The sequence below is a fragment of the Mesorhizobium sp. P160927 genome, from assembly GCF_057766385.1.
Genome location: NZ_JBYMDW010000001.1, coordinates 3,980,423 through 3,994,367, shown reverse-complemented (window position 1 = coordinate 3,994,367; position 13,945 = coordinate 3,980,423). Strand labels below are relative to the sequence as shown.

The following is a 13,945-nucleotide window of genomic DNA, read 5'->3' as shown; positions in this document are numbered from 1 at the left end:
GTTCAGCGATATGCGACGGCTTTGACGGCCTCGATGACTTCGCCGACATTGGGCAAGGCCAGTTTTTCGAGGTTGGCCGCATAAGGCATCGGCACGTCCTTGCCGGCAATGGTGATGACCGGTGCGTCGAGGAAATCGAAGGCGCGCTGCGAGACCTGGTTGGCGATGTGGTCGCCAACCGAATTCTGCGGGTAGCCTTCTTCGACCACGACCAGCCGGTTGGTTTTCTTAACCGAGGCGATGACTGTGTCGAGATCGAGCGGACGGATAGTCCTGAGGTCGATGATCTCGGCGTCGATGCCCATGCCGCGCAGCTCGGCTTCAGCCTTCACCGCATAGGTCATGCCGATGCCGAAGGATACGATGGTAACATCCTTGCCTGCCTTGTGGATGCGCGCCTTGCCGATCGGCAGCACGAAGTCGTCCAGCTTCGGAACGTCGAAGGACTGGCCGTAGAGGATTTCATTCTCGAGGAAGATGACCGGGTTCGGGTCGCGGATCGCTGCCTTGAGCAGGCCCTTGGCGTCGGCGGCCGTATAGGGCATCACGACCTTCAGGCCTGGAATGTGGCTGTACCAGGCGGCATAGCACTGCGAGTGCTGTGCCGCGACACGGGCCGCCGCGCCATTTGGCCCGCGGAACACGATTGGCGCGCCCATTTGGCCGCCCGACATATAGAGCGTCTTGGCGGCGGAATTGATGATCTGGTCGATCGCCTGCATGGCGAAGTTGAAGGTCATGAACTCGACGATCGGCTTCAGCCCAGCCATCGCCGCACCGACACCAACGCCGGCAAAACCATGCTCGGTAATCGGCGTATCGACGACGCGACGCGGCCCAAATTCCTGCAGCAAGCCTTGCGTGATCTTGTAGGCGCCCTGGTATTCGGCGACTTCCTCACCCATGACGAAGACATCGCCGTCGCGGCGCATTTCCTCGGCCATGGCATCGCGCAGCGCCTCGCGTACCGTGGTCGAGACCATTTCAGTGCCGGCAGGAATGTCCGGATCGGCAGCGAGTTTGGCCGCCGGGGCGGCGGGGACGGAGGCTTTCGGCGCCTCTCCAGCATCCTGCGGCGCCCGTTGCGAGCCTTCCTCGGCCGCGTCGGCGCGCTGGCCACCAGTTGACACCGCGTCCTGCGTGGAGGCGGGAGCCGCCTTGGAGGCCTTGTCGATGTCGCCAGAACTTTCGCCATCCTGCAGCAGAACGGCGATGGGGGTGTTGACCTTGACGCCTTCGGTGCCGGCGGCGATCAGGATCTTGCCCAGCGTACCTTCGTCGACAGCCTCGACTTCCATCGTCGCCTTGTCCGTTTCGATCTCGGCGATGACGTCGCCGGCGACGACCTTGTCGCCCTCGTTCTTCAACCACTTGGAAAGATTGCCCTCTTCCATGGTCGGCGAGAGGGCGGGCATGAGAATTTCGATCGGCATGTCCTGGCCCTCCCTTACAATACGATATCGGTCCAGAGCTCGGACGGATCCGGCTCCGCGTCGTGCTGGGCAAATTCGGCGGCGTCGGCGACGATGTCGCGAACCTCCTTGTCGACGGTCTTGAGTTCGTCCTCGGTCGCCCACTTCTTCTCGATGAGCCGCGCCTTGACCTGCTCGATCGGATCATGATCGGAGCGCATCTTCTGGACTTCTTCCTTGGAGCGGTATTTCGCCGGGTCGGACATCGAGTGGCCGCGATAGCGATACGTCTGCATTTCCAGAATGATCGGCCCGTTGCCGGCACGGCACCACTCGGTAGCCAGATCGCCAGCCGCCTTGACCGCACGCACATCCATGCCGTCGACCTGGATACCCGGAATCTTGAACGACGCGCCACGATGCGAAAAATTGGTTTCCGCCGAAGAGCGCGACACCGAGGTGCCCATGGCGTAGCGGTTGTTCTCGATGATGTAGATCACCGGCAGCTTCCACAGCGAGGCCATGTTGAAGCTTTCGTAGACCTGGCCCTGGTTGGCGGCGCCGTCGCCGAAATAGGTCAGCGAGACATTGTTGTTGTCGCGGTAGCGGTTGGCAAAAGCCAGACCTGTTCCAAGCGACACCTGTGCACCGACAATGCCGTGACCGCCATAGAAATGCCTCTCCTTGGAGAACATGTGCATGGAGCCGCCCTTGCCCCTGGACAAGCCGCCGCGGCGTCCGGTCAGCTCGGCCATCACGCCACGCGGCGACAGCTCCATCGCCAGCATGTGGCCGTGATCGCGATAGGCCGTGATCATCTGATCGCCGTCGATCAGCGCCATCTTCATGCCGGTGACGACCGCTTCCTGGCCGATATAGAGGTGACAGAAACCGCCAATGAAGCCCATGCCGTAGAGCTGGCCGGCCTTCTCCTCGAAGCGACGGATGAGCAGCATGTGCCGGTAGGCGGCAAGCTCTTCGTCCTTGGTGAAGTCAATAGGCTTGGGTGCTGATAGACCGGACTTGCCGTCGGATTTCGATTTGGCAGGCGCTCTTCTGGCTGCGGTGGCCATGCATCACTCCCTGTTGGCGTCTCTTTGCGGACACTGGAGCAAGATCAAACTGCTCCGGGGAGATCGCCCTCCCCTTCGATTTATGGGAGGCTAACACGTAGAAAGGCGTTCCGCCATGTCGAAATTGCATAGCTGGCATGCACCTAAGCAATTAAAATCATTGAAAATATTGTTGATTAACCTGAAACTGGTTACTTCGGCGGAGCGGGCAGCATGATGGTGATCTCGTCGGCCTGCGACAGATTGAGTGCCTTGCGCGCCTGCTCATCGAGCATGTCCTTCTCCAGCGTGCCGTCATGCATGAGCTTGACGCGCCGCTCAAGTTCCGTCCTGCGTGCCTTGATCGCATCGAGCTGTCCCTGCAACGCGACCGTCTCGGCCTCAAGCTTGTATTTCGAATTGATGCCGAATTCACCGTGATATGCATGGAAGCCGAAATAAGCCAGGAACAGCACGCACAGCGAGGGAACGATCAGCCGGCCGGTGTTTCTCTGCTTGTGCTGACGCGTCCACATGACCGATTCCCCCTGCCGCGAACTCGAACGGCTCGAAGTCTTTTTCGCCTGATTGTGCTTAACGGACGGTTACGGGAGACCGCCGGCCCGAAATGAAAAAGGGCGGGATGTCCCGCCCTCTCCGTATCAACAATGTGCGGCGGGATCAGTCCTTGATCACGGACTTGCCGGCATAATGCGCCTGCTTGCCGAGTTCTTCCTCGATCCGGATCAGCTGGTTGTATTTGGCCATACGGTCCGAGCGCGACAGCGATCCGGTCTTGATCTGTCCGCAATTGGTGGCGACGGCGAGATCGGCGATGGTCGAATCCTCGGTCTCGCCCGAACGGTGCGACATGACGGCGGTGTAGGCAGCCTTGTGCGCGGTCTCGACGGCGTCGAGCGTCTCGGTCAGCGAGCCGATCTGGTTGACCTTGACCAGGATCGAATTGGCGACGCCCATGCGGATGCCGTCGCGCAGGCGCGCCGTGTTGGTGACGAAGAGATCGTCGCCGACAAGCTGCGTCTTCTTGCCGATCAGGTCGGTCAGGTACTTCCAGCCTTCCCAATCGTCCTCGGCAAGGCCATCCTCGATCGAGATGATCGGATAGTCGGCGGCGAGCTTGGCGAGATACTTGGCCTGCGCCTTGGGATCGCGCGTTTTCTTCTCGCCCTCATAGACATAGTTGCCGTCCTTGAAGAACTCGGTCGCGGCGCAATCGAGGCCGAGCGCGATCTCTTCACCCGGTTTGAATCCGGCCTTCTCGATCGATTCCATGATGAAGTCGAGCGCCACCGGCGCGCTCTTCAGATTCGGCGCGAAGCCGCCCTCGTCGCCGACATTGGTGTTGTGGCCGGCATCCTTCAGCTTCTTGCGCAGCGTGTGGAAGATTTCCGAGCCCCAGCGCACGCCTTCGCGCAGCGTCGGCGCGCCGACCGGAAGGATCATGAATTCCTGGAAGTCGATCGGGTTGTCGGCATGCGCGCCGCCATTGATGATGTTCATCATCGGCACGGGCAGGACATGCGCCTTGGTGCCGCCGACATAGCGGTAGAGCGGCAGCCCGGCGGCCTCGGCAGCGGCCTTCGCGACCGCCAGCGAAACGCCCAAAATGGCGTTGGCGCCGAGCCGGCTCTTGTTGGGCGTGCCATCAAGTTCGATCATGGTCTGATCGATATGGATCTGGTTTTCGGCTTCCATGCCGCCGATCGCCTCGAACAATTCGCCATTGACCGCCTCGACGGCCCTGAGCACGCCCTTGCCAAGGTAGCGGGCGCCGCCGTCACGAATCTCGACGGCTTCGTGGGCTCCGGTGGAGGCACCCGACGGCACAGCGGCGCGGCCCATCGAACCGTCTTCGAGAACAACATCGACCTCGACGGTCGGGTTTCCACGGCTGTCCAGGATTTCACGCCCGACAATGTCGATGATGGCGGTCATTGCGATGTCCTCGATTGATCTGGAGAAAACGTCGCGCCCGTCTTAGCCAAAGCGACGCAAAAGGCAATCGGGGCCTGATCGAATAGTGCCGCCCGCCCGATTCACGAAGCGCAATTTCCTGTCATCATAAGTCATGCCACCGGACGCGCATTCCAGGTTAAGATTGTAATCGCGCGGGGCGAAACAGGAGGGGTTCGCCATGTCTGAGTTGAGCGGTATTGTCAGTCTGTTTCTGATCGCCGCGGCGTTCCTGACGTCATGCGACAACCAGCAGTCGCCGCCAAAGGCTACTGCCTCTTTGCCGGCTTTGCACGCTAGCGAGTAGCGTTACGTTTGAATCAAAAGGGGGGCCGTAGAACGGCCCCCCTTTTTCCTATTATGGCGTCAATGCCAGTAGGGCGCGACCTTGTAATATTCGTATGACTCGTCGCGCGCGCTCTCGCCATCCGCGCCGGCCAGTTCGTTGATCGAATGGGCAGGCGCTGCCTTCAGCTGTTCCTTGGAGAAGGGTATGACATAGCCGCCTCTTGCCTCATCATAGTCGAGGCTTGCCCAGGGGATGGCGTGGTACTTCTCGCCAATGCCGAGAAAGCCGCCAAATCCGATCACCGCGAACATGATGCCGTTCGACGTCTTGTCGAGCATCACGTCCTCAATGCTGCCGATGCTGTCGCCTTGGGTGTTGTAGACGGTCGTGCCGATGACTCGTGAAGCGGCAATGGCTTCGGTGTGACCTGTTTGCGTCGTCATTGTTTGCTCCTCGTTGTCGTTAATCCGCACTTTGACAATGAGGGGCGCGGGCGAAAGTTCCCGACTTTTTTGGCGGGCTGCCCAATCACTCCGCGAGGATGAAAGTCACCTTCATATTGACGCGATAGGCTGCGATCTTGCCATCCTCGACGACGATCTTCTGATCCTGGATCCAGGCGCCTTCGACGTTCTTCAGGGTCTTCGCGGCGCGCGCAATCCCCTTCTCGATGGCGTCTTGAAAGCTTTTCCTGGACGACGAGGTGATTTCGGTGACACGGGCGACGGACATTGGCTTCCTCCTGCCAAAGCGCTCATTTGCCGGACAAGCCTACAACCGGGGCTTATTCGCTACAAGACATTGGCTTTTCAGCCCTTTGCTATCCTGTCGAAGGCCATGAGCCTTTCCAGCAGTGCCGGCATATCCTTCAGCGGCAGCATGTTGGGACCATCGGAGGAAGTCGAATTGTCCGGGTCCTGGTGGGTCTCGATGAACACGCCGGCAACGCCCACGGCAACGGCCGCGCGGGCCAGCGTCTCGACAAAGCGGCGCTCCCCGCCAGACGATCCGCCCTGCCCGCCCGGCTGCTGCACCGAATGGGTGGCGTCGAAGATCACCGGGGCGCCGATCTCGGCCATGACGGGCAGAGCGCGCATATCCGACACCAGCGTGTTGTACCCGAAAGAAGCGCCGCGCTCCGTGGTCAGCACATTGGCATTGCCGGAGCCGGTGATCTTGGCGACCACGTTCTTCATGTCCCAGGGTGCGAGGAACTGCCCCTTCTTCACATTGATGACCTTGCCCGTTCTCGCTGCGGCGACGAGCATATCGGTCTGGCGCGACAGGAAGGCCGGAATCTGCAGCACGTCGACATGCGGCGCCACGATCGCGCACTGTTCCTCGGTGTGGACATCGGTCAGCACGGGAAGCGAGAATTCCTTGCGCAACTCGTCGAAGACGGGAAGCGCGGCGTCCATGCCGGCACCCCGCGTTGCTGACAGCGAGGTGCGATTGGCCTTGTCGTAACTCGTCTTGTAGACGAGGCCGATGCCGAGCCTGCCGGTCAGCTCCTTCAGCGTGCCGGCCATATCGAAGGCGTGCTGGCGCGATTCGAACTGGCAAGGGCCGGCGATCAGCGCCAGCGGTCCGGTATTGTCGAAGACGACGTTGCCGACGGTTACCGACGAATTGGGCGCCAGGGGGTTGCTCATGGGATCTCCCGAAAGATGAAAGCCGCGCCCTGCCCGGATGCCGGCCGCACGATGATGTCATTGCCCGACATATCGTGCTGGATGGCATTGGCCGCAAGCAGGCGTGCGGTGGCGCCAATGTCGGGGATCGAAAAAACCACGGCGGCGAAGTGCAATTCTGATGGCGTACCGGCCGTTATTCCGAAGCGCGCCGTGAAAGCAGCGGCGTCCAGCACGGTCAAGCCCGCGTTCGGCAGATGAAAAACGCCGTCGTGCGCATCGGCGGCCTGATCATTGACCGCCACTGAAATCAGCCGATGCTGCTCGGCGGAAGCGCTGCTGATTGCAATCACCTCGACAATTCCGTCGACCCCATTAGGGTGAGCCTGCAAGGCTCCTCGGTCTACTCTCGGCGCGTTGATGCGCTGACAGGCAAAAAGAAATGCGTCCGTTTGGCCAGGAGCCGCGGCAAAGGCGAGCTTGAACGACGCCGTATGGCTTTTGCCCGCCGAATCGGTGAAGGCTCGGGAGAAGCTCAGCTTGTCTCCCGCCGACAGACCCGCTTCGACATAGCGTTGATGGTCGCCATCCGCATTGTCCGTGCCGAGGACCACCGCGGAAAATCCCTCGTTGCCACGACTTTCCCGATAGAGGCGATCTCGCGCAACGAAGACATTGCCCTCGGCAGCCGCCTCTGTCGCAGCCTGTTTACGGCCAATCGCAAGCGGCTCCAGATAGGAGCCGTCGGCGAGGAAAACGCAGCAGTTTTCCGTGCCAAACGGATGGATTCCGGTCGGAGCGACGACGAAGCCAAGGGCGTTAAGCCGGGCACGCGCCGCATCAAGGCTCTGCGTCGGCAGAACCAGATGATCGAGCGGATGAATGTCTGACGAGGTCATGGAAGCGCGATGTGCATCATTCGGAAGATCGGTTCAAGACTTGATCGCAATGCCGCCGGCGGCGGCCCCGCAACAACCAACTGGAAGAGTCTTGGACATTCGCTTCCGCCGCAACTGGACTTGACGTGAGGCTATCCCCCGCACGGATCAGCTTCGGGCCACGACATCAGCAGAATAGCGCAGCTCGCGCAATGGTTTGACCTTGCTGGTGGTCTGCGCATAGAGCGGGTGCGCCTTGTAGGCTGCCAGCGCCGCGTCATCGGCGAATTCCGCGTAGACGACGACATCGACTTCATCCGACAGCGGGTCGACCTTGGTGTTCAACGTGACCTCGAAGAGGCTGGAATGAGGAATGTCACCAAGCGCCAGCAGTCCGGTGCGAACTGCTTCCACATCTTCCTTGCGCCGCGCGCTGAAGAAAACGATATGCCGGATCAATCCCGCCTCCTCGATCTGAAATGTCGAGGTCTTTTGTGACGGCGGTCTCTTTGCGTCAACCGGTCATGGCGCCACGCGTCCTTGCGACGCGCCTCGATCGGGCTGGCCCTCGTCTCACCGCGGTGAGCACCCCAAATGAGGCGCCAGGCTGCTATCTCAAGGAGGATATCAGGCTTTTCCGGTGACGTAGCGCACGACATGGGAGAGTTCCCTGACCGTGACGTCAAGATACCGGCCCTGATTGTAGAGACCGTCCCAGATCAGAAAGAACGCGATGGCGGCAATGACAATCACATAACGCATGGCCAAAGCTATCGCACTAGCGCTGCGGCTGCCATAGACGTTTTCGATTTCGGGCAGCAGCCTGACGCAAGGCGGCGTATGCCAGCCACCCGCGTGGCGCAGTCCAGCTCTTGGCATGCCTCTTGAAGTTCCGCCTCATCGAGTGGAAGATTGGCGCAGGCATTCATCGGAAAGCGCTGAAGCTCGGGCTAATGGTCGCGCGCTTCGTTCGAGCCCGCCTGTCGCCGGATCCGCAGGCAACCCGGGACTAGGCAACGGCGTTCGAACCCGGCGAATGAACCAAGAGAACCGCGGCTCGGCAATTGCGCCGGCACCACGGAGATCCAGGGGCATGGAATGGCACACGGGGAACAGGATGGCATAGCGCCGGGCGACGTGGTCAGGCTCGACGAGTTCAATTTCGCCGAGAGCGTCAAGGGCCTGCCGGCCAAAGCGCGCATGGTGCTGTCGGCGGCGATGAACCTGCCGCGCGGTTCGCTGAAGGTCTGGATGCCGGACGGCCGCGCCGTTCTCGTCGGCGGCAAGGCGCCGGGGCCCGATGCCGAACTGGTGCTCAAGAACTGGCGCCTGCCGGGCCGCGCCTTTTCCGGCGGCACAATTGGTGTTGCCGAATCCTATATGGACGGCGATTGGGAAAGCCCTGACGTCACCAGCTTCCTGGAATTGTTCGTGGTCAACTCCGCCTTCGGTGAGAGGGTTGCGGGCGGCGCCAGCTGGCTCATCAACACAGTCCAGCGCATCCGTCACTGGTTCAACGAGAACACACGCACGGGATCGAAGCGTAATATCTCGGCGCACTACGATCTCGGCAACGCCTTCTACAAGGAATGGCTCGACCCGAGCATGACCTATTCCTCGGCGCTTTACGCCAATGGCGTCAACGATCTCGAGAGCGCCCAGGCCGCCAAATACCGGGCGCTGGCCAGGGATACGGGCGTAGGCGCGAAGGATCATGTGCTGGAGATAGGCTGCGGTTGGGGCGGCTTTGCCGAATTCGCCGCACGCGAAATCGGTTGCCGAGTCACCGGATTGACCATCAGCCGCGAGCAGCACGACTTCGCCAAGGCGCGCATCGCCAAGGCCGGCCTTGCCGAGAAGGTCGACATCAAGTTGCAGGATTACCGCGACGAAACGGGCACCTACGATCGCATCGCCTCGATCGAGATGTTCGAGGCGGTCGGCGAGAAATACTGGCCGGTGTTCTTCTCCAAGATGAAGGACTGCCTGAAGCCCGACGGCATGGCTGGACTGCAGATCATCACCATCAACGAAGCCGCCTACGACACCTATCGCGCCAGGCCGGATTTCATCCAGCGCTACGTTTTCCCGGGCGGCATGCTGCCGACGCCGTCCATCTTGAAATCACTTGGCGCCGCGCACGGCCTTGCCCATCTGCGCGAACGCGTTTTCCCCGAGGACTATGCCCGTACGCTTGCCGAATGGCGCCAGCGTTTCCGAGGGTCGTGGGAGAAAATCGTACCGCTCGGTTTCGACGATCGCTTCAAGAAGCTCTGGGAGTTCTACCTGCACTATTGCGAAGCCGGCTTCCGAGCCAGCTACATTGATGTGCGCCAGGTGGTCTACAAGGCGTAGCCTGTGCGGGCGGCATTTCCACCGATGCGCTGGATCTTGTCATGCCGGTAGTCAAGGGGCGATTCGTGCCGCCGGCCCCTCCAAGGATCTGACATGCGGCCAAGGCTGACCGCACCAGTTTTTGACGGCCTGATCAGAGAAGGATGCGATATCTGGCAAAGCCAGCTTCGCCCTCGCCGGCAGGTTCGATCTTAAGCGACTTCACATCGGCGATGAAGTCCTTTGCCTTGACGCCGGTGTCGAAGACGACGCTGGTTCCCGGCAACGGCGCGAACGACCAGTTATCATCGGCCGACGGGTTGATGGTGCCCTGGCTGACGATGTATCGAACGATGACATCGCGGTTGGTGTCCGGCGCCTCGTAGATGATCTTCGAGGCATTGATGTCAGGGAAATTGCCACCGCCGCCGGCCCGGTAATTGTTGGTCGCGACAACGAATTTCGCTGCCGGATCAATGGGTTTTCCGTCGAACATAAGCTCAACAATGCGATTGGAACCGGCATTGGCGATGCCGCCCTTGGAATCGTATTTCGGCGGCTGCGACAGGTCTATCCTGTAGGTGACGCCGTCGATCACGTCGAAATTGTAGGATGGAAAATCAGTGTTGATCAGAACCTGGTCGGCCTTCCCGGCCTCGATTCGGTTGAAAATGCCGGCCGACATTTCCAGCCATTCCTTGACCTGAGCCCCCGTAATTTCCACGGCGCGCACCGTGTTGGGATAGAGGTAGAGGTCGGCGACGTTCTTGATCGCGATGTCGCCCGCCGGCACGTCGGTATAGTAGTCGGCGCCGTTGCGTCCACCGGCTTTGAACGGGGCCGCCGCCGATAGCAACGGCACGTCCTTCCACTGTGTGCTTTTCAATATGTCCTTCAGGTACCAGGTTTGCGCCTGGCTGACGACCTGTACCGACGGGTCGTCCGCGACCAGCGCGAAATAGGAATAGAGCGGCGCGGACGTCTTGCCGACAGGGCGGCGTACATAGGCGAGGGTCGCTTGGTGGTCTTGCTCGAGAGCGGCGATGATGCGCTTGTCGTCCGGGACGGTCGGCTTGTTCTTGCTGTCGACACGCTCGAAGATGGGCCGCGCCTCCGATGTCGCCGAGACCACTTTCCACTTCGACCCGTCGCGCTCCAGCATCAGGTCGATCAGGCCCATATGCGAGCCCCAGAAACCGCCCATGACGGCGGGCTTGCCCTGCAGCGTCCCCTTCTGTGCGTCAACGCCCTCGAGCGCCTGGAAATCTTTCTTGCCGGGGAAGACCAGATGCTGGTGTCCGGTGAAGACCGCGTCGATGCCTTCGACGCCTGCGACAAAGAACGAGGCATTCTCCATCATGTCACCCTGCTTGACGTCGATGCCGGAATGCGAGAGCGCGATGACGATGTCGGCGCCCTCCTCCTTCATCCGCGGCACCCACGCCCTCGCCGCTTCGACGATGTCGCGCGTCTTGACGTTGCCTTCGAGGTTCTTGAGGTCCCAGACCATGATCTGCGGCGGCACGAAACCGATGATGCCGACCCTGATCGGCTGTTCCGCGCCTGACCCGTCCTTGATCTTCTTGTCCAGGATTATGTAGGGCTTGAGGTAGAGCTTGTCGTCGCGCGGGTTGGCGGCAAGCTCGGTACCCCGGATCAGATTAGCGCAGACGAACGGGAAATTGGCGCCGGCCAGCACCTTGTCCAGAAAGGACAGGCCATAGTTGAATTCGTGATTGCCTAGCGTCGAACACTCGTAGCCGAGCAGGTTCATGCCTTTCATGATCGGATGGAGATCGCCCTCCTTCAGGCCCTTCTCATAGGCGATGTAGTCGCCCATCGGGTTGCCCTGCAAAAGGTCGCCATTGTCGATCAGCATCGAATTGGCGGCTTCCTTGCGCACCGCGTCGATGAGGGAGGCCGTGCGCGACAGGCCCATCGTGTCATTGGCTTTGTCGGCGTAGTAGTCATAAGGCAGCACGTTCACATGGATATCGGTGGTTTCCATGATCCTTAGATGCGCCTGGTTGGCCTGCGCCCGGGCGGAGAAGGGGTGAAGCACGATCAGCGCCCCTGTGGCGGCGGCCCCCGCCAGGAGACCACGGCGAGAGACGGGATGGAGCAGTTGCGACATGTTTTCTCCTTCTTCGACGACCTGACGAGCCCTGCCCCGAAGCGAACTTCGCGCTGAAATCAGCTCAAGTCCACTCAAGAAGTCGCGCGCATCGGCACGCCAATCCATCAGCAACAGATGACGGCGGGATGAAAGGCGCGGTGAAGAAAGTCAGGTCTTGTCGTCGTCGCCCTGGGTGATCAACCGGGCGCTGCGCTGGCCTGTGACGTAGATCCAAAGCCAGCTCAGCGAAACCGCCAGCCGGTTGCGAAAGCCGATCAGGAAATAGATATGGGCAATGCCCCACAGCCACCATGCGAGCCAGCCGGTCAGCTTGATCCAGCCGAAATCGATCGCGGCGGCGCGCTTGCCGATCGTCGCCAGATCGCCGGCGTGCTTGTAGTGGAAAGGCCGCGGGCTGGTGTCGCCGGCAAGCCTGGCCTTGACGGTCGCGGCAACATGCCGTCCCTCCTGCTTGGCGGAAGGGGCCACGCCGGGCACCGGCCGCCCGTCGGGCCGCAGCACGTGGGCGGCGTCGCCGATGACAAAAATCTCCGGGCTGCCGGGCACCCTGAGATCAGGCTCGACCAGCACTCTGCCCGCCCGATCCGCTTTCGCTCCCAGCCACTCGGCGGCTGGCGAAGCGGCAACGCCGGCTGCCCACAGGATCGTGCGGGCCGGTAGAACCGTGTCGCCAAAAACCACGCCGTTGGCATCGCAGCGCGTAACGGCCCGGCCGAGCTCGACCGAAACGCCAAGCCGTTGCAGCGCCTTCCCGGCGTAGTCGGAGAGCTTTGGCGCGAAATTGGCCAGAATGCGGTCGCCGGCCTCGATCAGCACCACGCGCGTCTGGCGCGTATCGATGTTGCGGAATTCGCCGCGCAGCGTGTCTTGTGCCAGTTCGGCAATGGTTCCGGCGAGTTCGACCCCGGTCGGCCCGCCGCCGACGATGGCAATGGTCAGCAGTGCCTCGCGCCTGGCAGCGTCGGGTTCCCGCTCCGCCTGCTCGAAGGCCAGAAGAATGCGGCGCCGAATGGTGGTGGCGTCCTCCAAAGTCTTCAAGCCCGGCGCGAAAGGCTCCCACTCGTCATGGCCGAAATAGGCATGGCGCGCCCCGGTGGCGAGCACCAGCGTGTCGTAGGCGACGGCGCTGCCGTCGTCGAGCAGAACGCGTTTGCCGGCCCGGTCGACACCCGTGACATTGGCGAGCAGCGTGGTCACATCCCTGCGCTTGCGCAAGAGATGGCGGATCGGCCAGGCAACCTCCGAGGTTGCAAGCGCCGTGGTTGCCACCTGATAGAGCAGCGGCTGGAACAGATGATGGTTGCGCTTGTCGATCATGGTGATGCGCACCGGTGCGCCGGCCAGTGCGCGGGTGAATTCGAGACCGCCGAACCCGGCGCCAACGACGACGACATGATGTCTGGCATCGCTCATTTGATTCACCCCTGATGGCAAGATTGCCTGCCCTAGATGTAGGTATCTTGTGCAATGCAACAATGGCAGGACAGTGCTTGAGACTCGTCGTTCCATGTCGTGAATGCACATGTTCTATCGTATCGCGAGGTATAGCGTCATCGAACGTGAGATGAGGTGAGGCATGGCTAACGATCATGACAACCAGGGCCCGGCGCAATACTCTTCGCCGCCCTGCTTCATGCACGAGCTCGACCCTGCGTTCCAGGCACCACTCAGCGACTGGACCGACGTGCGGCGTTGGCGCAAAGCCGAGCGCGAAAGGCTGATCTCCGCCCGACTTGAAGTTTCCGCCGATGCCCGAATGGCAATGTCGCAACGCATAGCCGGCGGGCTGGATGCACTTGTCGGCGAGATCGCGGGCCGCATGGTCAGCCTTTACTGGCCATTTCGCGGCGAGCCGGATCTGCGGCCCTGGATGGCGTCCGTCAATGAGCGTGGCGGCCGCACCGCACTGCCCATCGTGGTCGAGAAAGGGCAACCGCTGATCTTCCGCGCCTACAAACCGGGCGACCGGTTGGAAAAGGGCGTCTGGAACATCCCGATTCCGGCAGAAGGCGATCCGGTGCTGCCGGACATCGTCATCTCGCCCATTGTCGGCATTGATCCGGCAAGCTATCGCCTGGGCTATGGCGGCGGCTTCTTCGACCGTACGCTGGCCGCCATGCCGTTCAAGCCACTGGTCATCGGCGTCGGCTACGAAATGCAGCGTATCGCCACCATCTATCCGCAGCCGCACGACATCCCGATGGATCGGATCGTGACGGAGACGGCCACGGTATAGGG

General features: G+C 61.4%; 14 protein-coding genes. 2 read left to right on the top strand and 12 right to left on the bottom strand.

Annotated features, from left to right (window positions below):
- Positions 1–2 precede the first annotated feature (2 nt).
- The 10 genes from AC3CB8_RS19490 to AC3CB8_RS19445 all read right to left on the bottom strand — a co-directional run bounded on the left by AC3CB8_RS19490 (position 3) and on the right by AC3CB8_RS19445 (position 8,115).
- Complete coding sequence (locus tag AC3CB8_RS19490; RefSeq protein WP_023783966.1) at positions 3–1,433, bottom strand: pyruvate dehydrogenase complex E1 component subunit beta; 1,431 nt, start codon at positions 1,431–1,433, stop codon at positions 3–5.
- A 14-nt stretch (positions 1,434–1,447) separates the two neighbouring features.
- Positions 1,448–2,485, bottom strand: a complete 1,038-nt coding sequence (gene pdhA, locus AC3CB8_RS19485; RefSeq protein ID WP_352566773.1) for a pyruvate dehydrogenase (acetyl-transferring) E1 component subunit alpha — start codon at positions 2,483–2,485, stop codon at positions 1,448–1,450.
- Positions 2,486–2,676: 191 nt separating this feature from the next.
- Positions 2,677–3,000 carry an FtsB family cell division protein gene (locus tag AC3CB8_RS19480; protein WP_352566771.1) on the bottom strand — a complete coding sequence of 108 codons (324 nt, stop codon included), beginning with the start codon at positions 2,998–3,000 and terminating at the stop codon, positions 2,677–2,679.
- 145 nt (positions 3,001–3,145) lie between these two features.
- Positions 3,146–4,420: a phosphopyruvate hydratase gene (gene eno, locus AC3CB8_RS19475; protein ID WP_352566769.1), complete on the bottom strand. Its 1,275-nt coding sequence runs from the start codon at positions 4,418–4,420 to the stop codon at positions 3,146–3,148.
- 384 nt (positions 4,421–4,804) lie between these two features.
- Entirely contained in the window at positions 4,805–5,170 is a 366-nt protein-coding gene (locus tag AC3CB8_RS19470) for a PRC-barrel domain-containing protein (RefSeq protein WP_015317938.1), read from the bottom strand.
- An 85-nt stretch (positions 5,171–5,255) separates the two neighbouring features.
- Entirely contained in the window at positions 5,256–5,459 is a 204-nt protein-coding gene (locus tag AC3CB8_RS19465) for a dodecin family protein (protein ID WP_015317939.1), read from the bottom strand.
- A 77-nt stretch (positions 5,460–5,536) separates the two neighbouring features.
- Positions 5,537–6,379: a 3-deoxy-8-phosphooctulonate synthase gene (gene kdsA / locus AC3CB8_RS19460; protein WP_031241255.1), complete on the bottom strand. Its 843-nt coding sequence runs from the start codon at positions 6,377–6,379 to the stop codon at positions 5,537–5,539.
- Positions 6,376–7,257, bottom strand: coding sequence for a VOC family protein (locus AC3CB8_RS19455; RefSeq protein ID WP_023773662.1), 882 nt, complete (start codon positions 7,255–7,257; stop codon positions 6,376–6,378). The genes kdsA and AC3CB8_RS19455 overlap by 4 nt, the downstream gene beginning before the upstream one ends.
- Before the next feature lie 147 nt (positions 7,258–7,404).
- Complete coding sequence (locus AC3CB8_RS19450) at positions 7,405–7,695, bottom strand: Dabb family protein (RefSeq protein ID WP_023773661.1); 291 nt, start codon at positions 7,693–7,695, stop codon at positions 7,405–7,407.
- A gap of 168 nt (positions 7,696–7,863) precedes the next feature.
- Positions 7,864–8,115: a hypothetical protein gene (locus AC3CB8_RS19445; protein WP_032924904.1), complete on the bottom strand. Its 252-nt coding sequence runs from the start codon at positions 8,113–8,115 to the stop codon at positions 7,864–7,866.
- 219 nt (positions 8,116–8,334) lie between these two features.
- On the opposite strand from AC3CB8_RS19445, the gene AC3CB8_RS19440 reads away from it, so the two are divergent.
- On the top strand, positions 8,335–9,591 hold the full coding sequence (locus AC3CB8_RS19440; protein WP_023773659.1) for an SAM-dependent methyltransferase: 1,257 nt from the start codon (positions 8,335–8,337) through the stop codon (positions 9,589–9,591).
- 133 nt (positions 9,592–9,724) lie between these two features.
- Here the strand turns inward: AC3CB8_RS19440 and AC3CB8_RS19435 are convergent, their stop codons facing one another.
- Positions 9,725–11,704: a bifunctional 2',3'-cyclic-nucleotide 2'-phosphodiesterase/3'-nucleotidase gene (locus AC3CB8_RS19435; RefSeq protein ID WP_023783961.1), complete on the bottom strand. Its 1,980-nt coding sequence runs from the start codon at positions 11,702–11,704 to the stop codon at positions 9,725–9,727.
- Between the two features lie 150 nt (positions 11,705–11,854).
- Positions 11,855–13,120, bottom strand: a complete 1,266-nt coding sequence (locus AC3CB8_RS19430; protein ID WP_352566767.1) for an NAD(P)/FAD-dependent oxidoreductase — start codon at positions 13,118–13,120, stop codon at positions 11,855–11,857.
- Between the two features lie 163 nt (positions 13,121–13,283).
- On the opposite strand from AC3CB8_RS19430, the gene AC3CB8_RS19425 reads away from it, so the two are divergent.
- Entirely contained in the window at positions 13,284–13,943 is a 660-nt protein-coding gene (locus tag AC3CB8_RS19425; protein WP_352566765.1) for a 5-formyltetrahydrofolate cyclo-ligase, read from the top strand.
- Positions 13,944–13,945: the final 2 nt, after the last annotated feature.

Bases quoted from the DNA above. Each gene is read 5' to 3' on its own strand.
- AC3CB8_RS19465 (WP_015317939.1), bottom strand. From the start codon at position 5,459: ATGTCCGTCGCCCGTGTCACCGAAATCACCTCGTCGTCCAGGAAAAGC.
- AC3CB8_RS19440 (WP_023773659.1), top strand. From the start codon at position 8,335: ATGGCACACGGGGAACAGGATGGCATAGCGCCGGGCGACGTGGTCAGG.
- kdsA (WP_031241255.1), bottom strand. From the start codon at position 6,379: ATGAGCAACCCCCTGGCGCCCAATTCGTCGGTAACCGTCGGCAACGTC.
- AC3CB8_RS19455 (WP_023773662.1), bottom strand. From the start codon at position 7,257: ATGACCTCGTCAGACATTCATCCGCTCGATCATCTGGTTCTGCCGACG.
- AC3CB8_RS19435 (WP_023783961.1), bottom strand. From the start codon at position 11,704: ATGTCGCAACTGCTCCATCCCGTCTCTCGCCGTGGTCTCCTGGCGGGG.
- eno (WP_352566769.1), bottom strand. From the start codon at position 4,420: ATGACCGCCATCATCGACATTGTCGGGCGTGAAATCCTGGACAGCCGT.
- AC3CB8_RS19470 (WP_015317938.1), bottom strand. From the start codon at position 5,170: ATGACGACGCAAACAGGTCACACCGAAGCCATTGCCGCTTCACGAGTC.
- AC3CB8_RS19425 (WP_352566765.1), top strand. From the start codon at position 13,284: ATGGCTAACGATCATGACAACCAGGGCCCGGCGCAATACTCTTCGCCG.
- AC3CB8_RS19430 (WP_352566767.1), bottom strand. From the start codon at position 13,120: ATGAGCGATGCCAGACATCATGTCGTCGTCGTTGGCGCCGGGTTCGGC.
- AC3CB8_RS19445 (WP_032924904.1), bottom strand. From the start codon at position 8,115: ATGCCAAGAGCTGGACTGCGCCACGCGGGTGGCTGGCATACGCCGCCT.
- pdhA (WP_352566773.1), bottom strand. From the start codon at position 2,485: ATGGCCACCGCAGCCAGAAGAGCGCCTGCCAAATCGAAATCCGACGGC.
- AC3CB8_RS19480 (WP_352566771.1), bottom strand. From the start codon at position 3,000: ATGTGGACGCGTCAGCACAAGCAGAGAAACACCGGCCGGCTGATCGTT.
- AC3CB8_RS19490 (WP_023783966.1), bottom strand. From the start codon at position 1,433: ATGCCGATCGAAATTCTCATGCCCGCCCTCTCGCCGACCATGGAAGAG.